The sequence below is a fragment of the Salmonella sp. NW884 genome, assembly GCF_051700745.1.
Taxonomy (GTDB): Bacteria; Pseudomonadota; Gammaproteobacteria; order Enterobacterales; family Enterobacteriaceae; genus Salmonella; species Salmonella enterica.
The window spans coordinates 571,686-588,820 of record NZ_JAMMDE010000001.1 but is presented as its reverse complement, the minus strand read 5'-3'; the positions used below and the strand labels follow the sequence as shown (position 1 = coordinate 588,820).

Sequence of the window (17,135 nt, the reverse complement as noted above, 5' to 3'; positions counted from 1 at the left end):
CTGTCGGTTCCTGACCAGTATGGAGGAGATAGCGACAGGTATCAAATCAGGCGCCGGGTTCCAGCATCCGGCGCGGCGTGCGCTTATGACTAAATTGCCAGCCTAAAGCCAAAAAGGTGATAAAGCCGATAATACCGAGCATCATCCACGGTAGTTCAGGCTGCGCAAGCGCTTTCCCCATATCAAACAACCAGCCGCCGCCGATATAACCAATCGCGCCGCCAATGGCTAATCCCAGACGGCTAAAGCCCATATAGCTTCCCCGCGCCCTCGCGTCCGCGAGCGACGCGCTGAGCGTTTCGCGCGCCGGTTCGGCGATAACCGAGCCGATGTAGAAAGCGCAAATAAGCGTAAAAAGCTGCTGTAAATTGCCCACCATCCCGATGGGGAGCATGCTCAGCGACATGACGAGCAAACCGGCCATCAGCCGATGCTCCAGCCGAAAACGCTTTTCGCTCCAGCGGGCAATCGGGTAGAGCAACGTCAGCGAGAGACACGCCTCAATAGCGTACATCCATTTCACGGCAGCAGGCGAACCGGCGATATCGTTTACCATAATCGGCAGCATTAACATGACCTGTACCGCCAGCATATAGTAGCCCGCCAGCGTCAGCACGTAGGTGACAAACCTTTTATCGCTCATGACGCGGCGCATTCCTTCACGCACCGGCGTTCTGACCGTTGATAGCTTCCAGGCCGGAAGCAGCCATGCATTGAAAAGGGCGCATAATATGAACAAAATAGCGCCTGTCGCGCAGACCAGGCGAAATTCGTATTGTAGCAACCAGCTTCCCAGCAGCGCGCCAATCACCGCGCCCGCGCTGTCCTGCATCATCAACAGAGAGAAGAAGCGGCCCCGTTGCTCCGGACGAATTAATTTGACCACCAGCGCTGAACGCGGCGGGTCGAAAAGCGTACCGCCGAGACCGGAAAGAAAGCAGGAAAACCACAAGAGCCAGGGCTCATGCGCGATACCCATGGTGGCAAAGCCTGCGGCGCGCATCAGCATACCGGTGACAATCATCGGTTTCGCGCCAAAGCGATCGGCGATGGCGCCGCCAAAAATGCCCAGACCTTGTTGAATAAACTGACGCAGGCCGAGCGCGATCCCTACCATTACGGCAGCCCACCCCATTTGATCGACAAAGCGAATAGAGATGAGCGGGAAGACGACGAAAAAACCCAGCACCACCAACATGTTATCGATGAGAAGAAAATATTTACCCAGGTTCCTCGCCTGCGAGACGCGCGACATTTCCCCTCCCGGGAAATAAAAGATGAGCGTCTTCTATTCTGCGGCGGCGTTTCGTTTTTTCCTACCGTTAGCGGGACAATATTTTTTTATCAAAAGTCCTTTTTAATCGAGAGTTTTCATCAAAAAGTGGCAGCAATTCAAAAAATGACGATTTGCGCTTTTCACAGAGCCTGGTTGCGCAGGTATAGTAATGTTACTGGCGTGCTGAAGACGTTACAGGAAGGAGTAGGTATAGAATGTTTGGCTATCGTAGTAACGTGCCAAAAGTGCGCTTAACCACCGATCGTCTGGTGGTACGTTTAGTGCATGAGCGTGATGCCTGGCGTCTGGCCGATTATTACGCGGAAAATCGTCATTTTTTAAAACCCTGGGAACCGGTCCGTGATGAAAGTCATTGTTATCCTTCAGGATGGCAGGCGCGTCTGGGAATGATCGGTGAATTTCACAAACAGGGCTCCGCCTTCTATTTCGCGCTACTTGATCCGGAAGAAAAAGAAATTATCGGCGTGGCGAATTTTTCCAATGTGGTGCGCGGTTCTTTTCATGCCTGTTATCTGGGCTATTCCATTGCGCAGAAGTGGCAGGGGCAGGGGCTGATGTTTGAAGCCTTAACCGCTGCGATTCGCTATATGCAGCGCACTCAGCATATCCACCGTATCATGGCGAACTATATGCCGCACAACAAACGTAGCGGCGCGTTGCTGGCGCGGCTTGGCTTTGAGAAAGAAGGCTATGCGAAAGATTACCTGTTGATTGATGGACAATGGCGCGACCATGTCCTGACGGCGTTAACCACGCCGTTATGGACGCCGGGGCGTTGAGCGGCTTACGGAATGAGAGGCAAAGGGAGAAAACGATGAAATATGAATTAACCGCCACTGAAGCGCGAGTGATTGGCTGTCTGCTGGAAAAGCAGGTGACAACGCCGGAACAGTATCCGCTTTCCGTCAACGGGGTGGTGACAGCCTGTAATCAGAAAACCAACCGTGAACCGGTGATAAACCTGACGGAACAAGAGGTACAAGAACAGCTCGATAACCTGGTGAAACGCCACTTTCTGCGTACGGTCAGCGGGTTTGGCAACCGCGTCACCAAATATGAACAGCGCTTCTGTAATTCCGAATTTGGCGATCTGAAACTTAGCGCGGCGGAAGTGGCGCTCGTCACTACGCTGCTGCTGCGCGGCGCGCAAACGCCCGGCGAGTTGCGTAGCCGGGCGTCGCGGATGCATGAATTCAGCGATATGGCGGAAGTTGAATCCACGCTGGAACGGCTTGCCAGTCGTGAGGACGGCCCGTATGTCGTCCGTCTGGCGCGTGAACCGGGTAAGCGCGAAAGCCGCTATATGCACCTTTTTTGCGGCGACGTCGATGAACTGTCTCTCCAGACGTCTGCGCCGGAAAGTGCGTCGGGCGATCTTCAGTCGCGCGTCGAAGCGCTGGAAAGCGAAGTGGCGGAGTTAAAGCAGCGGCTGGATTCTTTGTTAGCTCACCTGGGAGAGTAATGTGAGAACATTACGGATTGGCATTGTCGGGTTAGGTGGTATTGCGCAGAAGGCCTGGCTGCCGGTATTAACCAACACCGCCGGATGGACGTTACAGGGCGCCTGGTCTCCTTCGCGGGATAAAGCCTTACGTATTTGCGAAAGCTGGCGCATACCGTATGTGGATTCGCTGGCGAATTTAGCGTCCGGCTGCGATGCGGTCTTCGTCCACTCCAGTACCGCAAGCCATTATGCCGTGGTCAGCGAACTTCTCAACGCTGGCGTCCATGTCTGCGTGGATAAACCGCTGGCGGAAAATCTACGTGATGCCGAACGGCTGGTGGCGCTGGCGGCGCAAAAAAAATTGACGCTGATGGTTGGCTTTAATCGCCGTTTCGCGCCGCTGTACCGTGAACTGAAGACGCGCCTCGGCACTGCGGCGTCACTGCGTATGGATAAACATCGTACCGATAGCATCGGGCCGCATGACTTACGTTTTACTTTGCTCGATGACTATCTGCATGTCGTGGATACCGCTCTGTGGCTGGCGGGCGGCGAGGCGCGCCTTGCCAGCGGCACGTTGCTCACCAGCGAGTCCGGCGAAATGTGCTATGCGGAACATCATTTTTCCGCCGACAAATTACAAATTACCACCAGTATGCACCGGCGCGCCGGAAGTCAGCGTGAATCGGTCCAGGCCGTCACCGACGGCGGGTTGTATGACGTGACGGATATGCGTGAATGGCGCGAAGAGCGCGGGCAGGGTATTCTCATCAAACCCATTCCGGGTTGGCAAACGACGCTTGAGCAGCGTGGTTTTGTCGGATGCGCGCGGCATTTCATTGACTGCGTACAAAATCAGACGGTTCCGGAAACGGCGGGGGAGCAGGCGATTTTGGCCCAGCGCGTCGTGGAGGCGCTGTGGCGGGACGCCATCAGCGAATAACCCTCTGTAACATCTGGCGGTAGTAATTCATCGTAATCCAGGTACTATACCCTCAATAATTCGAGTTGCAGAAAAGCTAACGCACATGCAGCTCGAAGTATGGCGGGTATATATGCCCACTCTACATAATACCTCTTTTCACAGTGAATAATGGCAAACCGTGGGGAGTCTGTAAGGCCTGATAAGACGTTTTAACGTCGCCGTCAGGCGCGGTGATACAGCCGGATACGGCAGAAGTTGCGTTATCCGGTCGATGGATCAGCCATGCAGGAGTTTTACGCCAGGGTCTGGAATACAAAAGAAATGAATTTATTGAAATCGCTGGCTGCCGTCAGCTCGATGACTATGTTTTCACGCGTGTTGGGCTTTGCCCGTGATGCGATTGTCGCCAGAATTTTTGGCGCAGGGATGGCGGCCGACGCCTTTTTTGTGGCGTTTAAACTCCCTAATTTACTACGCCGGATCTTTGCCGAAGGCGCTTTTTCTCAGGCCTTTGTGCCTATCCTGGCGGAATATAAGAGCAAGCAGGGTGAAGAAGCGACGCGGATCTTTGTCGCTTACGTTTCCGGCCTGTTGACGCTGGCATTGGCCGTCGTGACGGTGGCCGGTATGCTGGCCGCCCCGTGGGTGATTATGGTAACCGCGCCGGGTTTTGCCGATACTGCGGATAAATTCGCGCTGACGACGCAACTGCTGCGGATTACGTTTCCCTATATTCTGCTGATCTCGCTGGCTTCACTGGTTGGCGCCATTCTCAACACCTGGAATCGCTTCTCTATTCCCGCTTTTGCGCCGACATTTCTTAATATCAGCATGATCGGTTTTGCATTATTCGCCGCGCCATACTTTAATCCGCCGGTGCTGGCGTTAGCCTGGGCAGTCACCGTCGGCGGCGTGCTGCAACTGGTGTATCAACTTCCGTATTTGAAAAAGATCGGTATGCTGGTGCTGCCGCGCATTAACTTTCGCGACACCGGGGCGATGCGGGTGGTCAAACAGATGGGGCCGGCGATTTTGGGCGTTTCCGTCAGTCAGATCTCCCTTATCATCAATACCATTTTCGCCTCGTTTCTGGCCTCCGGCTCGGTCTCATGGATGTACTATGCCGATCGGTTGATGGAGTTCCCGTCCGGCGTGCTGGGCGTGGCGTTGGGGACCATCCTGTTGCCGTCATTGTCGAAAAGTTTTGCCAGCGGCAATCATGATGAGTACTGCCGCCTGATGGACTGGGGGCTGCGTTTGTGCTTTTTACTGGCGTTGCCGAGCGCGGTAGCGTTAGGCATTCTGGCGAAGCCGCTGACGGTCTCGCTGTTTCAGTACGGTAAATTCACCGCCTTTGATGCGGCGATGACGCAGCGGGCGTTAATCGCCTATTCGGTGGGGCTGATTGGCTTGATCGTCGTAAAAGTGTTGGCCCCGGGCTTCTATTCTCGCCAGGATATTAAAACGCCGGTGAAAATCGCCATAGTGACGTTAATCATGACTCAGTTAATGAACCTGGCGTTTATTGGACCGCTGAAACACGCCGGGCTGTCGCTCTCTATTGGTCTGGCGGCATGTCTCAATGCGTCGCTGCTGTACTGGCAACTGCGCAAACAGAATATCTTTACGCCACAACCGGGTTGGATGTGGTTCCTGATGCGTCTGATCATTTCCGTACTGGTGATGGCCGCCGTATTGTTCGGCGTGTTGCATATTATGCCGGAGTGGTCGCAAGGGTCGATGTTATGGCGTTTGCTGCGTTTGATGGCGGTAGTGATCGCGGGTATCGCGGCCTATTTCGCCGCGCTTGCCGTGCTGGGCTTTAAAGTGAAAGAGTTTGTTCGCCGGACGGCGTAAATTCAGTGCCTGATAGCGCTGTGCTATCAGGCCTACAAGGCATTCAGGCCGGAAAGGCGCAACGTCGCCATCCGGCAATGATTAGATAGAAATTTTTTTACCGCCGCGGTGAGAGACGGAAGTCTGACCGTCAGCCCCGTACAAGGTCGGCTCTTGGTGAGGTTTCAGCACCTCCAGCGCCTGTTGATTACGCTCGATTTGCCCTTCCAGCAGCCAGCCGTTGTGCTGGTTGAGGTCGCGAAGATGCTGCGTTTTTTCGGTAATCGCCTGCCAGCGCTCTGCAATGTCATCGTTTGCGCTACGCTGCGCATTCTGCTCCAGACGGCGCTGTTGTTCCAGATAATCCAGCGTCGCCAGCAACGAGCTTTTTTCTTCTGTAATACGCTGTAGCTGGCTGCCGTTAATCTGGCCTACGGAAAGCTGTTGTTGCTCGGCGTCCATCACCGTCTTCAGGTCATTCAGGACGGTGGTCATCTGGTCAAGTATTTCTGACAAACGAGTCATACGCTTATTTACTCTGTAAGTAGCTCTGCGCCTCGCGAATGAGCGAGTCTGCTATTTTTCCCGTATCCATTTTTAACTCACCGTTACGGATAGCCGTTTTTAATGCTTCGACGCGTTCCATATTAATGTCGCTGACGCCTGGCTGCATGAGCTTCGCTTGCGCGTCGCTTAACGTTACGCTGGCGCTCGTCGCGGCGGACGTTTTTTCCTGACGCGTTTTTTGTACCGGCGTGTCGCTGGTTTCGCGCGTCTGGACAGTGCTAACGGGTTTCAAAGGTGAGGTACGGTCAATGCTCATTTATTTATCCTCATCGAGGGTTACGTTGTAGCGGCCAGCTACCATCATGGTTGAATATCTCATCGGCAGCCGCGACAAAATCTTTACACAATTATAGGTTAATAAGAATATTCCCATCAGAATCGACGGTTCCACTCACGATTTGACCCGATGTCATGCGCACGCGCGCATTTTGCGCGACGGCGGCATTATTCATCGCCTGGCCTTCCGCATTGACGCTAAAACCCTCGCCATTGGCGATGACCTGTACTCGTTGCCCCGCTTTGACGCGCCAGGCCTGCCGTATCATCGTAAGCTGTACCGGCTGCCCGGGAGCGAGATCGCGCAAACTGACGGCATCCTGAATCTGACGGATATCCAGTACCGTTCGCGGCGGTAACTGATCCAGCCTGCCACGTTTTAACGTGACGTTGGCCGACGTCAATTTTCCGCCGCGCGCGACGGGCGCGGCAACGGCGACATAATTGCCGGTCGCTTGCACATTCACCTGCAAATAACGTTTTTCATTGGCGCAGCGCGCCACCACATTGACGTTGCCCCACAGCTTCGCGCTGCCCGTCATGCTGAAGGCTGGCTGTTCGCAGCTCGGTAGCAGATTGGGCGATGAACGGAGCGTGACAACCACCTCGTCGCTGAAGCCAGCCAGACGCTGGGAAAACCACGTGGTCAGCTGGGCGTTGATGTCCTGCGCCATTGTCAGGGGGCTGAACAGCAAAGCCGCCACGGCGAATCCTCGTTTTAACGTTTGCATGGTACTTCCCCCTGGTTGATGTCATGACAGGATTCTACCCGTGTGAAGCAGGCATCAACGCAATAAATAGCGACGCATTTTGCGTTTATTCCGGCGATAACGCGCGCGTGAAGGCATTTAAGCTGTCGGCTGAATTTTGCCATTTGCGGAGGAGATATGCTCGACAGGCTCGATGCCGCCTTACGATTTCAGCAGGAAGCGCTAAATCTGCGCGCGCAACGTCAGGAAATATTAGCGGCGAATATCGCCAATGCCGATACGCCGGGGTATCAGGCGCGCGATATTGATTTTGCCAGTGAGTTAAAAAAGGTGATGGTGCGTGGACGGGAAGAAACCGGCGGCGTCGCGTTAACGTTGACTTCCTCTCACCATATTCCCGCCCAGGCGGTCTCTTCTCCCGCAGTGGATCTGCTTTACCGCGTACCCGATCAGCCTTCTTTGGATGGTAACACCGTAGATATGGACAGGGAACGTACGCAGTTTGCGGATAACAGTCTCAAATATCAGATGGGGCTTACCGTTCTGGGTAGCCAACTCAAAGGCATGATGAATGTGCTACAGGGAGGAAACTAATTCGTGGCGCTGTTAAACATTTTTGATATTGCCGGATCGGCGCTTGCCGCGCAGTCCAAGCGGTTGAACGTTGCGGCCAGTAACCTGGCGAATGCGGATAGCGTCACCGGCCCGGACGGACAGCCTTATCGCGCCAAACAGGTGGTTTTTCAGGTGGACGCCGCGCCGGGTCAAGCCACTGGCGGGGTAAAGGTCGCCAGCGTGATTGAAAGTCAGGCACCGGAAAAGCTGGTTTATGAGCCAGGCAATCCGCTGGCGGACGCTAATGGTTACGTCAAAATGCCCAACGTCGATGTGGTCGGCGAAATGGTTAACACGATGTCAGCCTCGCGCAGCTATCAGGCAAATATCGAAGTCCTGAATACCGTAAAAAGCATGATGCTTAAAACGCTGACATTAGGCCAGTAAAGGAGGCGCGTATGTCTATTGCCGTAAATATGAATGACCCGACCAACACGGGCGTCAAAACGACGACCGGCAGCGGGTCGATGACCGGAAGCAACGCTGCCGATCTGCAAAGCAGTTTCCTGACCTTACTGGTCGCGCAATTGAAGAACCAGGACCCGACTAACCCATTACAAAATAATGAGTTAACGACACAGTTGGCGCAAATCAGTACCGTGAGCGGCATTGAAAAACTGAATACGACGCTGGGGGCTATTTCCGGGCAAATCGATAATAGTCAGTCCCTACAGGCGACCACGCTGATTGGACATGGCGTTATGGTGCCTGGCACCACAATTCTGGCGGGTAAAGGCGCGGAAGAAGGGGCCGTGACGTCCACGACGCCGTTTGGCGTGGAATTGCAACAGCCTGCGGACAAAGTGACGGCAACCATTACCGATAAAGATGGCCGGGTGGTACGGACGCTGGAGATCGGTGAGTTGCGAGCCGGGGTACACACCTTTACCTGGGATGGTAAGCAAACGGACGGAACAACGGTACCGAATGGTTCTTACAACATTGCGATTACCGCCAGCAATGGCGGGACGCAACTGGTGGCGCAGCCGCTGCAATTCGCTCTGGTACAGGGCGTGACGAAGGGCAGTAACGGCAACCTGTTGGATCTGGGTACCTACGGCACCACCACACTCGACGAAGTTCGGCAAATAATCTAAGCCCTTACACTTATCAGGAGTCAGTCATGTCTTTTTCTCAAGCGGTTAGCGGCCTGAACGCTGCGGCCACCAACCTTGATGTTATCGGTAATAACATCGCCAACTCCGCCACCTATGGCTTTAAGTCCGGTACGGCATCATTTGCCGATATGTTCGCCGGTTCCAAAGTGGGGCTGGGCGTAAAAGTGGCGGGGATTACCCAGGATTTTACCGACGGTACGACAACGAACACCGGGCGCGGGCTGGATGTCGCGATTAGCCAGAACGGTTTTTTCCGCCTGGTAGACAGCAACGGTTCCGTGTTCTATAGCCGCAACGGCCAGTTCAAACTGGACGAGAACCGTAATCTGGTCAATATGCAGGGGATGCAGTTGACCGGCTATCCGGCCACCGGTACGCCGCCGACCATTCAGCAGGGGGCGAATCCTGCGCCGATCACCATTCCGAACACGCTGATGGCGGCGAAATCGACCACCACCGCGTCAATGCAGATCAACCTGAACTCAACGGACCCTGTACCGTCTAAAACGCCCTTTAGCGTGAGTGATGCGGATTCGTATAACAAAAAAGGCACCGTCACCGTTTATGACAGCCAGGGTAATGCCCATGACATGAACGTCTATTTTGTGAAAACCAAAGATAATGAATGGGCTGTGTACACCCATGACAGCAGCGATCCTGCAGCCACTGCGCCAACAACGGCGTCCACTACGCTGAAATTCAATGAAAACGGGATTCTGGAGTCTGGCGGTACGGTGAACATCACCACCGGTACGATTAATGGCGCGACAGCGGCCACCTTCTCCCTCAGCTTCCTTAACTCCATGCAGCAGAACACCGGGGCTAATAACATCGTCGCCACCAATCAAAACGGCTATAAGCCGGGCGACCTGGTGAGCTACCAGATTAACAACGACGGCACCGTGGTTGGCAACTACTCCAACGAGCAGGAGCAGGTGCTGGGGCAGATTGTGCTGGCTAACTTCGCCAACAACGAAGGTCTGGCATCCCAGGGCGATAACGTCTGGGCGGCGACGCAGGCTTCCGGGGTTGCGCTGCTGGGGACTGCCGGTTCCGGCAACTTCGGTAAGCTGACGAACGGCGCGCTGGAAGCCTCTAACGTGGATTTGAGTAAAGAGCTGGTGAATATGATCGTCGCGCAGCGTAACTACCAGTCGAATGCGCAGACCATCAAAACTCAGGACCAGATCCTCAATACGCTGGTTAACCTGCGCTAAGCGCCTGACGGGATAGCTTAATGGATCACGCAATTTATACCGCTATGGGGGCGGCCAGCCAGACGCTTAACCAGCAGGCGGTAACGGCCAGCAACCTGGCTAATGCCTCAACGCCGGGCTTTCGCGCGCAGCTTAACGCGCTACGCGCGGTGCCCGTTGATGGCCTCTCTTTAGCAACGCGCACGCTGGTTACGGCGTCGACGCCCGGGGCGGATATGACCCCGGGTCAGTTGGACTACACCTCCCGTCCGCTGGATGTCGCGTTACAGCAGGACGGCTGGCTGGTAGTGCAAGCGGCGGATGGCGCTGAAGGATATACCCGTAACGGGAATATCCAGGTGGGTCCGACCGGGCAGTTAACCATTCAGGGACATCCGGTTATCGGCGAAGGCGGCCCGATTACCGTTCCTGAAGGGTCGGAAATCACCATTGCGGCAGACGGCACGATCTCCGCGCTCAATCCCGGCGACCCGCCAAACACGGTGGCGCCCGTTGGGCGACTGAAGCTGGTCAAAGCGGAAGGCAATGAGGTGCAGCGGAGCGATGACGGTTTATTCCGCCTTACCGCCGAGGCACAGGCTGAACGCGGGGCGGTACTGGCCGCCGACCCGTCAATTCGCATTATGTCGGGCGTGCTGGAGGGCAGTAACGTCAAGCCGGTTGAAGCCATGACCGACATGATCGCCAACGCACGTCGTTTTGAAATGCAGATGAAGGTTATCACCAGCGTAGATGAGAACGAAGGGCGAGCTAACCAACTGCTGTCGATGAGTTAATACAGGACATTTTATGATCAGTTCATTATGGATCGCCAAAACCGGTCTGGACGCGCAGCAAACCAATATGGATGTGATTGCCAATAACCTGGCAAACGTCAGCACCAATGGTTTTAAGCGTCAGCGCGCGGTATTTGAAGATCTGTTGTATCAGACCATCCGCCAGCCGGGCGCGCAGTCGTCCGAGCAGACGACGCTGCCTTCAGGGCTGCAAATCGGTACCGGCGTGCGTCCGGTCGCCACGGAGCGTCTGCACAGTCAGGGGAACCTGTCGCAGACCAACAACAGTAAAGATGTGGCGATTAAAGGGCAGGGCTTTTTCCAGGTCATGCTGCCGGACGGTACGTCTGCCTATACCCGCGACGGCTCTTTCCAGGTGGATCAGAATGGTCAACTGGTGACGGCGGGCGGTTTTCAGGTGCAGCCGGCAATCACCATTCCGGCCAACGCGTTAAGCATCACGATTGGCCGCGACGGCGTGGTCAGCGTTACCCAGCAGGGGCAGGCCGCGCCGGTTCAGGTCGGGCAGCTTAACCTGACCACCTTTATGAACGACACCGGGCTGGAAAGCATTGGCGAGAACCTCTATATCGAAACGCAATCGTCCGGCGCGCCGAACGAAAGCACGCCGGGGCTCAACGGCGCGGGGTTGTTGTATCAAGGGTATGTCGAAACGTCGAACGTTAACGTGGCGGAAGAGCTGGTGAACATGATTCAGGTTCAACGCGCCTATGAAATTAACAGTAAAGCAGTATCGACGACCGATCAGATGCTGCAGAAACTGACGCAACTCTAAGGGGCCGCCGGTGGGGGATACGCCACCGGCTCCCTGATTTTGAAGATGAAGGTAATGCAAAAATACGCGCTTCACGCTTACCCAGTTATGGCCCTGATGGTCGCGACGCTGACAGGATGCGCCTGGATACCCGCTAAACCGCTCGTGCAGGGGGCGACCACGGCGCAGCCGATACCTGGCCCGGTACCGGTGGCGAATGGCTCCATATTTCAGTCTGCGCAGCCGATTAATTATGGCTATCAGCCGCTTTTTGAAGATCGTCGACCGCGTAATATCGGCGATACGCTCACGATTGTGTTACAGGAAAACGTCAGCGCCAGTAAAAGCTCGTCGGCAAATGCCAGTCGCGACGGCAAAACCAGTTTTGGTTTTGATACGGTACCGCGTTATCTGCAGGGATTATTCGGTAATTCCCGCGCGGATATGGAGGCCTCCGGCGGCAACTCTTTTAACGGCAAAGGCGGCGCGAATGCCAGCAATACCTTTAGCGGCACGCTGACCGTGACCGTCGATCAGGTTCTGGCCAATGGCAATTTACACGTCGTGGGGGAAAAACAGATCGCGATTAATCAGGGAACGGAATTCATCCGCTTCTCCGGCGTGGTAAATCCACGCACCATCAGCGGCAGCAACTCCGTTCCCTCGACACAGGTGGCGGATGCGCGGATTGAATATGTCGGGAACGGCTATATTAACGAAGCGCAAAATATGGGCTGGCTGCAACGTTTCTTCCTTAATTTGTCGCCGATGTAAGCGAGGTGTATGTGTTTAAAGCTCTTGCAGGAATCGTTCTGGCACTGGTTGCCACTCTGGCGCACGCCGAGCGTATCCGGGATCTGACCAGTGTCCAGGGAGTACGGGAAAACTCGCTGATCGGCTACGGGCTGGTGGTCGGGTTGGACGGTACGGGCGACCAGACGACCCAGACGCCATTTACCACTCAGACGCTGAATAACATGCTGTCACAACTGGGGATTACGGTCCCCACCGGCACCAATATGCAGTTGAAAAACGTGGCGGCGGTGATGGTGACGGCGTCGTATCCGCCTTTTGCGCGACAGGGACAAACGATCGATGTCGTCGTTTCCTCAATGGGGAACGCTAAAAGTCTGCGTGGCGGGACGTTATTAATGACGCCGTTAAAAGGGGTGGACAGCCAGGTGTATGCTCTGGCGCAGGGCAATATTCTGGTCGGCGGCGCGGGCGCTTCCGCAGGCGGCAGTAGCGTGCAGGTTAACCAGCTTAATGGCGGGCGCATCACTAACGGCGCGATTATCGAACGCGAGTTGCCGACTCAGTTCGGCGCTGGCAACACCATTAATCTGCAATTGAACGACGAAGATTTTACGATGGCGCAGCAAATTACCGACGCCATCAACCGCGCCCGCGGTTACGGCAGCGCCACTGCGCTTGATGCGCGAACGGTACAGGTGCGCGTGCCCAGCGGCAACAGCTCGCAGGTGCGTTTTCTGGCGGACATTCAAAATATGGAAGTCAACGTGACGCCGCAGGATGCAAAAGTCGTGATCAACTCGCGTACCGGTTCGGTGGTCATGAATCGGGAAGTCACGCTGGATAGCTGCGCTGTGGCGCAGGGCAATTTGTCAGTGACAGTCAATCGCCAGCTCAACGTCAACCAGCCGAATACGCCATTTGGCGGCGGGCAGACCGTGGTGACGCCACAGACTCAGATAGATTTGCGTCAGAGCGGCGGATCGCTACAGAGCGTGCGTTCCAGCGCCAATCTGAACAGCGTAGTGCGCGCGCTGAATGCGCTTGGCGCGACGCCGATGGACCTGATGTCGATTTTGCAGTCCATGCAGAGCGCGGGCTGTCTACGCGCCAAACTGGAAATCATCTGATGATAGGAGACGGTAAATTGCTGGCCAGCGCGGCCTGGGATGCGCAATCTCTGAACGAACTGAAAGCGAAAGCGGGCCAGGACCCGGCGGCGAATATCCGTCCTGTGGCCCGTCAGGTGGAAGGGATGTTTGTCCAGATGATGCTGAAAAGTATGCGCGAGGCTTTACCCAAAGATGGTTTATTCAGCAGCGATCAGACGCGTCTGTATACCAGCATGTATGACCAGCAGATCGCCCAGCAGATGACCGCCGGTAAGGGATTGGGGCTGGCGGATATGATGGTTAAACAGATGACGGGCGGGCAGACGATGCCTGCAGATGATGCGCCGCAAGTACCGCTTAAATTCTCCCTGGAGACGGTAAACAGCTATCAAAATCAGGCTCTGACCCAACTGGTGCGCAAAGCCATACCGAAAACGCCGGACAGCAGCGATGCGCCGCTCTCCGGCGACAGTAAAGACTTTCTGGCCCGGCTTTCGCTCCCGGCGAGACTGGCCAGCGAACAAAGCGGGGTGCCGCATCATCTGATTCTGGCGCAGGCGGCGCTGGAGTCCGGCTGGGGGCAGCGGCAAATCCTGCGGGAGAATGGCGAACCCAGCTATAACGTATTTGGCGTGAAAGCGACCGCCAGTTGGAAAGGGCCGGTGACGGAAATCACCACCACTGAATACGAAAATGGCGAAGCGAAAAAAGTGAAAGCGAAATTCCGCGTCTATAACTCGTATCTGGAGGCGTTATCGGATTATGTCGCGCTGTTAACGCGTAACCCACGCTACGCTGCCGTGACCACTGCCGCCACGGCAGAGCAAGGCGCAGTGGCCCTGCAAAACGCCGGATACGCCACTGACCCGAATTACGCGCGTAAATTGACCAGCATGATTCAGCAGTTGAAAGCGATGAGTGAAAAGGTCAGCAAAACCTACAGCGCGAATCTCGACAATCTCTTTTAAATTGCTCAAGTCCACGTAGTCGCTGCCGATAACAACGAGTATTGAAGGATTAAAAGGAACCATCATGTCCAGCTTGATTAATCACGCCATGAGCGGACTTAACGCCGCGCAGGCCGCGTTAAATACGGTCAGTAATAACATCAACAATTATAACGTTGCGGGTTATACCCGGCAGACAACTATTCTGGCGCAGGCAAACAGTACGTTAGGGGCTGGCGGCTGGATAGGTAATGGCGTTTACGTTTCAGGCGTACAGCGCGAATATGATGCGTTTATCACTAATCAGCTACGCGGCGCGCAAAACCAGAGCAGCGGCTTGACCACGCGCTATGAACAGATGTCGAAAATCGACAACCTGCTGGCCGATAAATCCAGCTCACTGTCTGGCTCGCTGCAGAGTTTTTTTACCAGCCTGCAAACGTTAGTCAGTAACGCGGAAGATCCTGCGGCGCGTCAGGCGCTGATTGGTAAAGCGGAAGGGCTGGTAAACCAGTTCAAAACCACCGATCAGTATCTGCGCGATCAGGATAAACAGGTCAATATCGCGATTGGCTCCAGCGTGGCGCAAATCAACAATTACGCGAAGCAGATAGCTAACCTGAACGATCAAATCTCCCGTATGACGGGCGTAGGCGCGGGCGCATCGCCGAACGACCTGCTCGATCAACGTGATCAGTTGGTTAGCGAGCTTAACAAGATCGTTGGCGTCGAGGTGAGTGTACAGGACGGCGGCACCTATAACCTGACGATGGCCAATGGCTATACGCTGGTGCAGGGGTCGACGGCGCGTCAGTTGGCGGCGGTTCCCTCCAGCGCCGACCCGACGCGAACGACTGTCGCTTATGTCGATGAGGCCGCCGGTAACATCGAAATTCCGGAAAAGTTGCTGAACACCGGTTCGCTCGGCGGATTACTGACGTTCCGTTCTCAGGATCTGGATCAGACTCGTAATACGCTGGGCCAGTTGGCGTTGGCGTTTGCCGATGCGTTTAACGCGCAGCATACCAAAGGTTATGACGCCGACGGCAATAAAGGGAAAGACTTTTTTAGCATTGGCTCGCCGGTGGTATATAGCAACAGTAATAATGCCGATAAAACGGTATCGCTAACCGCTAAGGTGGTCGACAGCACGAAGGTTCAGGCGACGGATTATAAGATTGTTTTTGACGGTACAGACTGGCAGGTTACTCGCACTGCGGATAACACCACTTTCACGGCGACAAAAGATGCTGACGGAAAACTGGAGATTGACGGTCTGAAAGTGACGGTAGGAACCGGCGCACAGAAAAACGACAGTTTTCTTCTCAAGCCGGTCAGCAATGCTATCGTCGACATGAACGTTAAAGTGACGAATGAAGCCGAGATTGCGATGGCGTCTGAGTCAAAACTCGATCCTGACGTGGATACCGGCGACAGCGATAACCGCAATGGTCAGGCATTGCTGGACTTACAAAACAGCAATGTAGTGGGCGGCAACAAAACCTTTAACGATGCTTATGCCACGTTGGTCAGCGATGTGGGTAACAAAACGTCAACGCTGAAAACCAGCAGCACCACGCAGGCGAATGTGGTTAAACAGCTTTATAAACAGCAACAGTCGGTTTCCGGCGTTAACCTCGACGAAGAGTACGGCAATTTGCAGCGTTATCAGCAGTATTATCTGGCGAATGCGCAAGTATTGCAGACCGCGAATGCGCTGTTTGATGCGTTACTGAATATTCGCTAAAGGAGAAGGATGACATGCGTATCAGTACCCAGATGATGTACGAACAAAATATGAGCGGCATCACTAATTCTCAGGCCGAATGGATGAAGCTGGGCGAGCAGATGTCTACCGGTAAGCGCGTTACCAACCCATCTGACGATCCGATCGCCGCGTCGCAGGCGGTAGTACTCTCTCAGGCGCAGGCGCAGAATAGCCAGTACGCCCTGGCGCGTACGTTTGCCACCCAAAAAGTGTCGCTGGAAGAAAGCGTACTCAGTCAGGTGACGACGGCGATTCAAACCGCGCAGGAAAAAATCGTCTATGCCGGAAACGGCACGTTAAGCGACGATGACCGCGCGTCGCTGGCGACGGATTTACAGGGCATCCGCGATCAGCTGATGAACCTGGCAAACAGCACTGACGGCAATGGTCGCTATATCTTTGCCGGGTATAAAACGGAAGCGGCGCCATTCGACCAGGCGACAGGTGGTTATCATGGCGGCGAGAAAAGTGTTACCCAGCAGGTGGATTCCGCACGCACGATGGTAATTGGCCATACGGGAGCGCAAATTTTTAATAGCATCACCAGCAATGCGGTGCCGGAACCGGATGGCTCGGACTCCGAAAAGAATCTGTTTGTCATGCTCGATACGGCAATTGCCGCGCTCAAGACCCCGGTGGAAGGCAATGACGTGGAAAAAGAAAAGGCCGCTGCCGCCATTGATAAAACCAATCGCGGCTTAAAAAATTCGCTCAATAACGTCCTGACCGTTCGTGCGGAACTGGGAACGCAACTGAGCGAACTCAGTACGCTGGATTCACTGGGAAGCGACCGTGCGCTGGGACAGAAGCTGCAGATGAGCAATCTGGTAGATGTGGACTGGAACTCGGTCATTTCCTCCTACGTCATGCAACAGGCGGCATTACAGGCGTCCTATAAAACGTTTACCGACATGCAGGGAATGTCGCTTTTCCAGTTGAACCGGTAACGCCTCTTTTTGAAACATATCACGAAACTGGATATGTTTTGTCTGCCCGCGC

Annotated in this window: 19 protein-coding genes; 15 read left to right on the top strand and 4 right to left on the bottom strand. The window is 54.8% G+C overall.

The window, feature by feature from the left end:
- Positions 1–46: 46 nt before the first annotated feature.
- Positions 47–1,255, bottom strand: a complete 1,209-nt coding sequence (mdtH, locus tag NA197_RS03005) for a multidrug efflux MFS transporter MdtH (RefSeq protein ID WP_064043277.1) — start codon at positions 1,253–1,255, stop codon at positions 47–49.
- Between the two features lie 236 nt (positions 1,256–1,491).
- On the opposite strand from mdtH, the gene rimJ reads away from it, so the two are divergent.
- The 4 genes from rimJ (at position 1,492) to murJ (ending at position 5,523) form a co-directional block, all read left to right on the top strand.
- Entirely contained in the window at positions 1,492–2,076 is a 585-nt protein-coding gene (rimJ, locus tag NA197_RS03000; RefSeq protein WP_000468204.1) for a ribosomal protein S5-alanine N-acetyltransferase, read from the top strand.
- 35 nt (positions 2,077–2,111) lie between these two features.
- Positions 2,112–2,759, top strand: a complete 648-nt coding sequence (locus NA197_RS02995; RefSeq protein WP_064043276.1) for a YceH family protein — start codon at positions 2,112–2,114, stop codon at positions 2,757–2,759.
- A 1-nt stretch (position 2,760) separates the two neighbouring features.
- Positions 2,761–3,684, top strand: a complete 924-nt coding sequence (locus NA197_RS02990; RefSeq protein ID WP_001259725.1) for a Gfo/Idh/MocA family protein — start codon at positions 2,761–2,763, stop codon at positions 3,682–3,684.
- Positions 3,685–3,987: 303 nt separating this feature from the next.
- Positions 3,988–5,523, top strand: a complete 1,536-nt coding sequence (gene murJ, locus NA197_RS02985; protein ID WP_064043278.1) for a murein biosynthesis integral membrane protein MurJ — start codon at positions 3,988–3,990, stop codon at positions 5,521–5,523.
- A gap of 81 nt (positions 5,524–5,604) precedes the next feature.
- On the opposite strand, the gene flgN is transcribed toward murJ, so the two are convergent.
- The 3 genes from flgN to flgA form a co-directional block, all read right to left on the bottom strand.
- On the bottom strand, positions 5,605–6,027 hold the full coding sequence (gene flgN / locus NA197_RS02980; protein ID WP_000197547.1) for a flagella biosynthesis chaperone FlgN: 423 nt from the start codon (positions 6,025–6,027) through the stop codon (positions 5,605–5,607).
- Positions 6,028–6,031: 4 nt separating this feature from the next.
- A complete protein-coding gene (gene flgM / locus NA197_RS02975; RefSeq protein WP_000020893.1) occupies positions 6,032–6,325 on the bottom strand; it encodes a flagellar biosynthesis anti-sigma factor FlgM in 294 nt (97 codons plus the stop codon).
- Between the two features lie 91 nt (positions 6,326–6,416).
- The gene (gene flgA / locus NA197_RS02970; protein WP_001194088.1) at positions 6,417–7,076 is read right to left on the bottom strand and encodes a flagellar basal body P-ring formation chaperone FlgA; all 660 of its coding nucleotides are present in this window, start codon (positions 7,074–7,076) and stop codon (positions 6,417–6,419) included.
- A gap of 156 nt (positions 7,077–7,232) precedes the next feature.
- Here flgA and flgB point away from each other — a divergent pair, with 156 nt between their 5' ends.
- The 11 genes from flgB (at position 7,233) to flgL (ending at position 17,083) form a co-directional block, all read left to right on the top strand.
- Complete coding sequence (flgB, locus tag NA197_RS02965) at positions 7,233–7,649, top strand: flagellar basal body rod protein FlgB (protein ID WP_000887043.1); 417 nt, start codon at positions 7,233–7,235, stop codon at positions 7,647–7,649.
- Between the two features lie 3 nt (positions 7,650–7,652).
- Complete coding sequence (gene flgC / locus NA197_RS02960) at positions 7,653–8,057, top strand: flagellar basal body rod protein FlgC (protein WP_001196448.1); 405 nt, start codon at positions 7,653–7,655, stop codon at positions 8,055–8,057.
- An 11-nt stretch (positions 8,058–8,068) separates the two neighbouring features.
- Positions 8,069–8,767 (top strand): flagellar hook assembly protein FlgD, encoded by a 699-nt coding sequence (gene flgD / locus NA197_RS02955; protein WP_000020450.1) that lies wholly within the window; start codon positions 8,069–8,071, stop codon positions 8,765–8,767.
- Positions 8,768–8,793: 26 nt separating this feature from the next.
- Positions 8,794–10,005 (top strand): flagellar hook protein FlgE, encoded by a 1,212-nt coding sequence (gene flgE / locus NA197_RS02950; protein WP_000010567.1) that lies wholly within the window; start codon positions 8,794–8,796, stop codon positions 10,003–10,005.
- 20 nt (positions 10,006–10,025) lie between these two features.
- On the top strand, positions 10,026–10,781 hold the full coding sequence (locus NA197_RS02945; RefSeq protein ID WP_000349278.1) for a flagellar basal body rod protein FlgF: 756 nt from the start codon (positions 10,026–10,028) through the stop codon (positions 10,779–10,781).
- A 13-nt stretch (positions 10,782–10,794) separates the two neighbouring features.
- Entirely contained in the window at positions 10,795–11,577 is a 783-nt protein-coding gene (flgG, locus tag NA197_RS02940) for a flagellar basal-body rod protein FlgG (RefSeq protein WP_000625851.1), read from the top strand.
- A 54-nt stretch (positions 11,578–11,631) separates the two neighbouring features.
- Positions 11,632–12,330 carry a flagellar basal body L-ring protein FlgH gene (gene flgH, locus NA197_RS02935; protein ID WP_001174897.1) on the top strand — a complete coding sequence of 233 codons (699 nt, stop codon included), beginning with the start codon at positions 11,632–11,634 and terminating at the stop codon, positions 12,328–12,330.
- Between the two features lie 11 nt (positions 12,331–12,341).
- Positions 12,342–13,439, top strand: a complete 1,098-nt coding sequence (locus tag NA197_RS02930) for a flagellar basal body P-ring protein FlgI (RefSeq protein WP_001518955.1) — start codon at positions 12,342–12,344, stop codon at positions 13,437–13,439.
- On the top strand, positions 13,439–14,389 hold the full coding sequence (gene flgJ / locus NA197_RS02925) for a flagellar assembly peptidoglycan hydrolase FlgJ (protein WP_000578680.1): 951 nt from the start codon (positions 13,439–13,441) through the stop codon (positions 14,387–14,389). The genes NA197_RS02930 and flgJ overlap by 1 nt, the downstream gene beginning before the upstream one ends.
- A 64-nt stretch (positions 14,390–14,453) precedes the next feature.
- A complete protein-coding gene (gene flgK / locus NA197_RS02920; protein ID WP_000096425.1) occupies positions 14,454–16,115 on the top strand; it encodes a flagellar hook-associated protein FlgK in 1,662 nt (553 codons plus the stop codon).
- Positions 16,116–16,129: 14 nt separating this feature from the next.
- Positions 16,130–17,083: a flagellar hook-associated protein FlgL gene (gene flgL, locus NA197_RS02915; protein ID WP_001223032.1), complete on the top strand. Its 954-nt coding sequence runs from the start codon at positions 16,130–16,132 to the stop codon at positions 17,081–17,083.
- Positions 17,084–17,135 lie beyond the last annotated feature (52 nt).

What these genes read in the sequence shown, in the direction of transcription:
- flgH (WP_001174897.1), top strand. Translation starts at nt 11,632, where the DNA reads ATGCAAAAATACGCGCTTCACGCTTACCCAGTTATGGCCCTGATGGTC.
- flgL (WP_001223032.1), top strand. Translation starts at nt 16,130, where the DNA reads ATGCGTATCAGTACCCAGATGATGTACGAACAAAATATGAGCGGCATC.
- flgD (WP_000020450.1), top strand. Translation starts at nt 8,069, where the DNA reads ATGTCTATTGCCGTAAATATGAATGACCCGACCAACACGGGCGTCAAA.
- flgA (WP_001194088.1), bottom strand. Translation starts at nt 7,076, where the DNA reads ATGCAAACGTTAAAACGAGGATTCGCCGTGGCGGCTTTGCTGTTCAGC.
- flgM (WP_000020893.1), bottom strand. Translation starts at nt 6,325, where the DNA reads ATGAGCATTGACCGTACCTCACCTTTGAAACCCGTTAGCACTGTCCAG.
- flgJ (WP_000578680.1), top strand. Translation starts at nt 13,439, where the DNA reads ATGATAGGAGACGGTAAATTGCTGGCCAGCGCGGCCTGGGATGCGCAA.
- flgN (WP_000197547.1), bottom strand. Translation starts at nt 6,027, where the DNA reads ATGACTCGTTTGTCAGAAATACTTGACCAGATGACCACCGTCCTGAAT.
- NA197_RS02945 (WP_000349278.1), top strand. Translation starts at nt 10,026, where the DNA reads ATGGATCACGCAATTTATACCGCTATGGGGGCGGCCAGCCAGACGCTT.
- flgK (WP_000096425.1), top strand. Translation starts at nt 14,454, where the DNA reads ATGTCCAGCTTGATTAATCACGCCATGAGCGGACTTAACGCCGCGCAG.
- flgG (WP_000625851.1), top strand. Translation starts at nt 10,795, where the DNA reads ATGATCAGTTCATTATGGATCGCCAAAACCGGTCTGGACGCGCAGCAA.
- mdtH (WP_064043277.1), bottom strand. Translation starts at nt 1,255, where the DNA reads ATGTCGCGCGTCTCGCAGGCGAGGAACCTGGGTAAATATTTTCTTCTC.
- flgB (WP_000887043.1), top strand. Translation starts at nt 7,233, where the DNA reads ATGCTCGACAGGCTCGATGCCGCCTTACGATTTCAGCAGGAAGCGCTA.
- flgE (WP_000010567.1), top strand. Translation starts at nt 8,794, where the DNA reads ATGTCTTTTTCTCAAGCGGTTAGCGGCCTGAACGCTGCGGCCACCAAC.
- murJ (WP_064043278.1), top strand. Translation starts at nt 3,988, where the DNA reads ATGAATTTATTGAAATCGCTGGCTGCCGTCAGCTCGATGACTATGTTT.
- rimJ (WP_000468204.1), top strand. Translation starts at nt 1,492, where the DNA reads ATGTTTGGCTATCGTAGTAACGTGCCAAAAGTGCGCTTAACCACCGAT.
- NA197_RS02995 (WP_064043276.1), top strand. Translation starts at nt 2,112, where the DNA reads ATGAAATATGAATTAACCGCCACTGAAGCGCGAGTGATTGGCTGTCTG.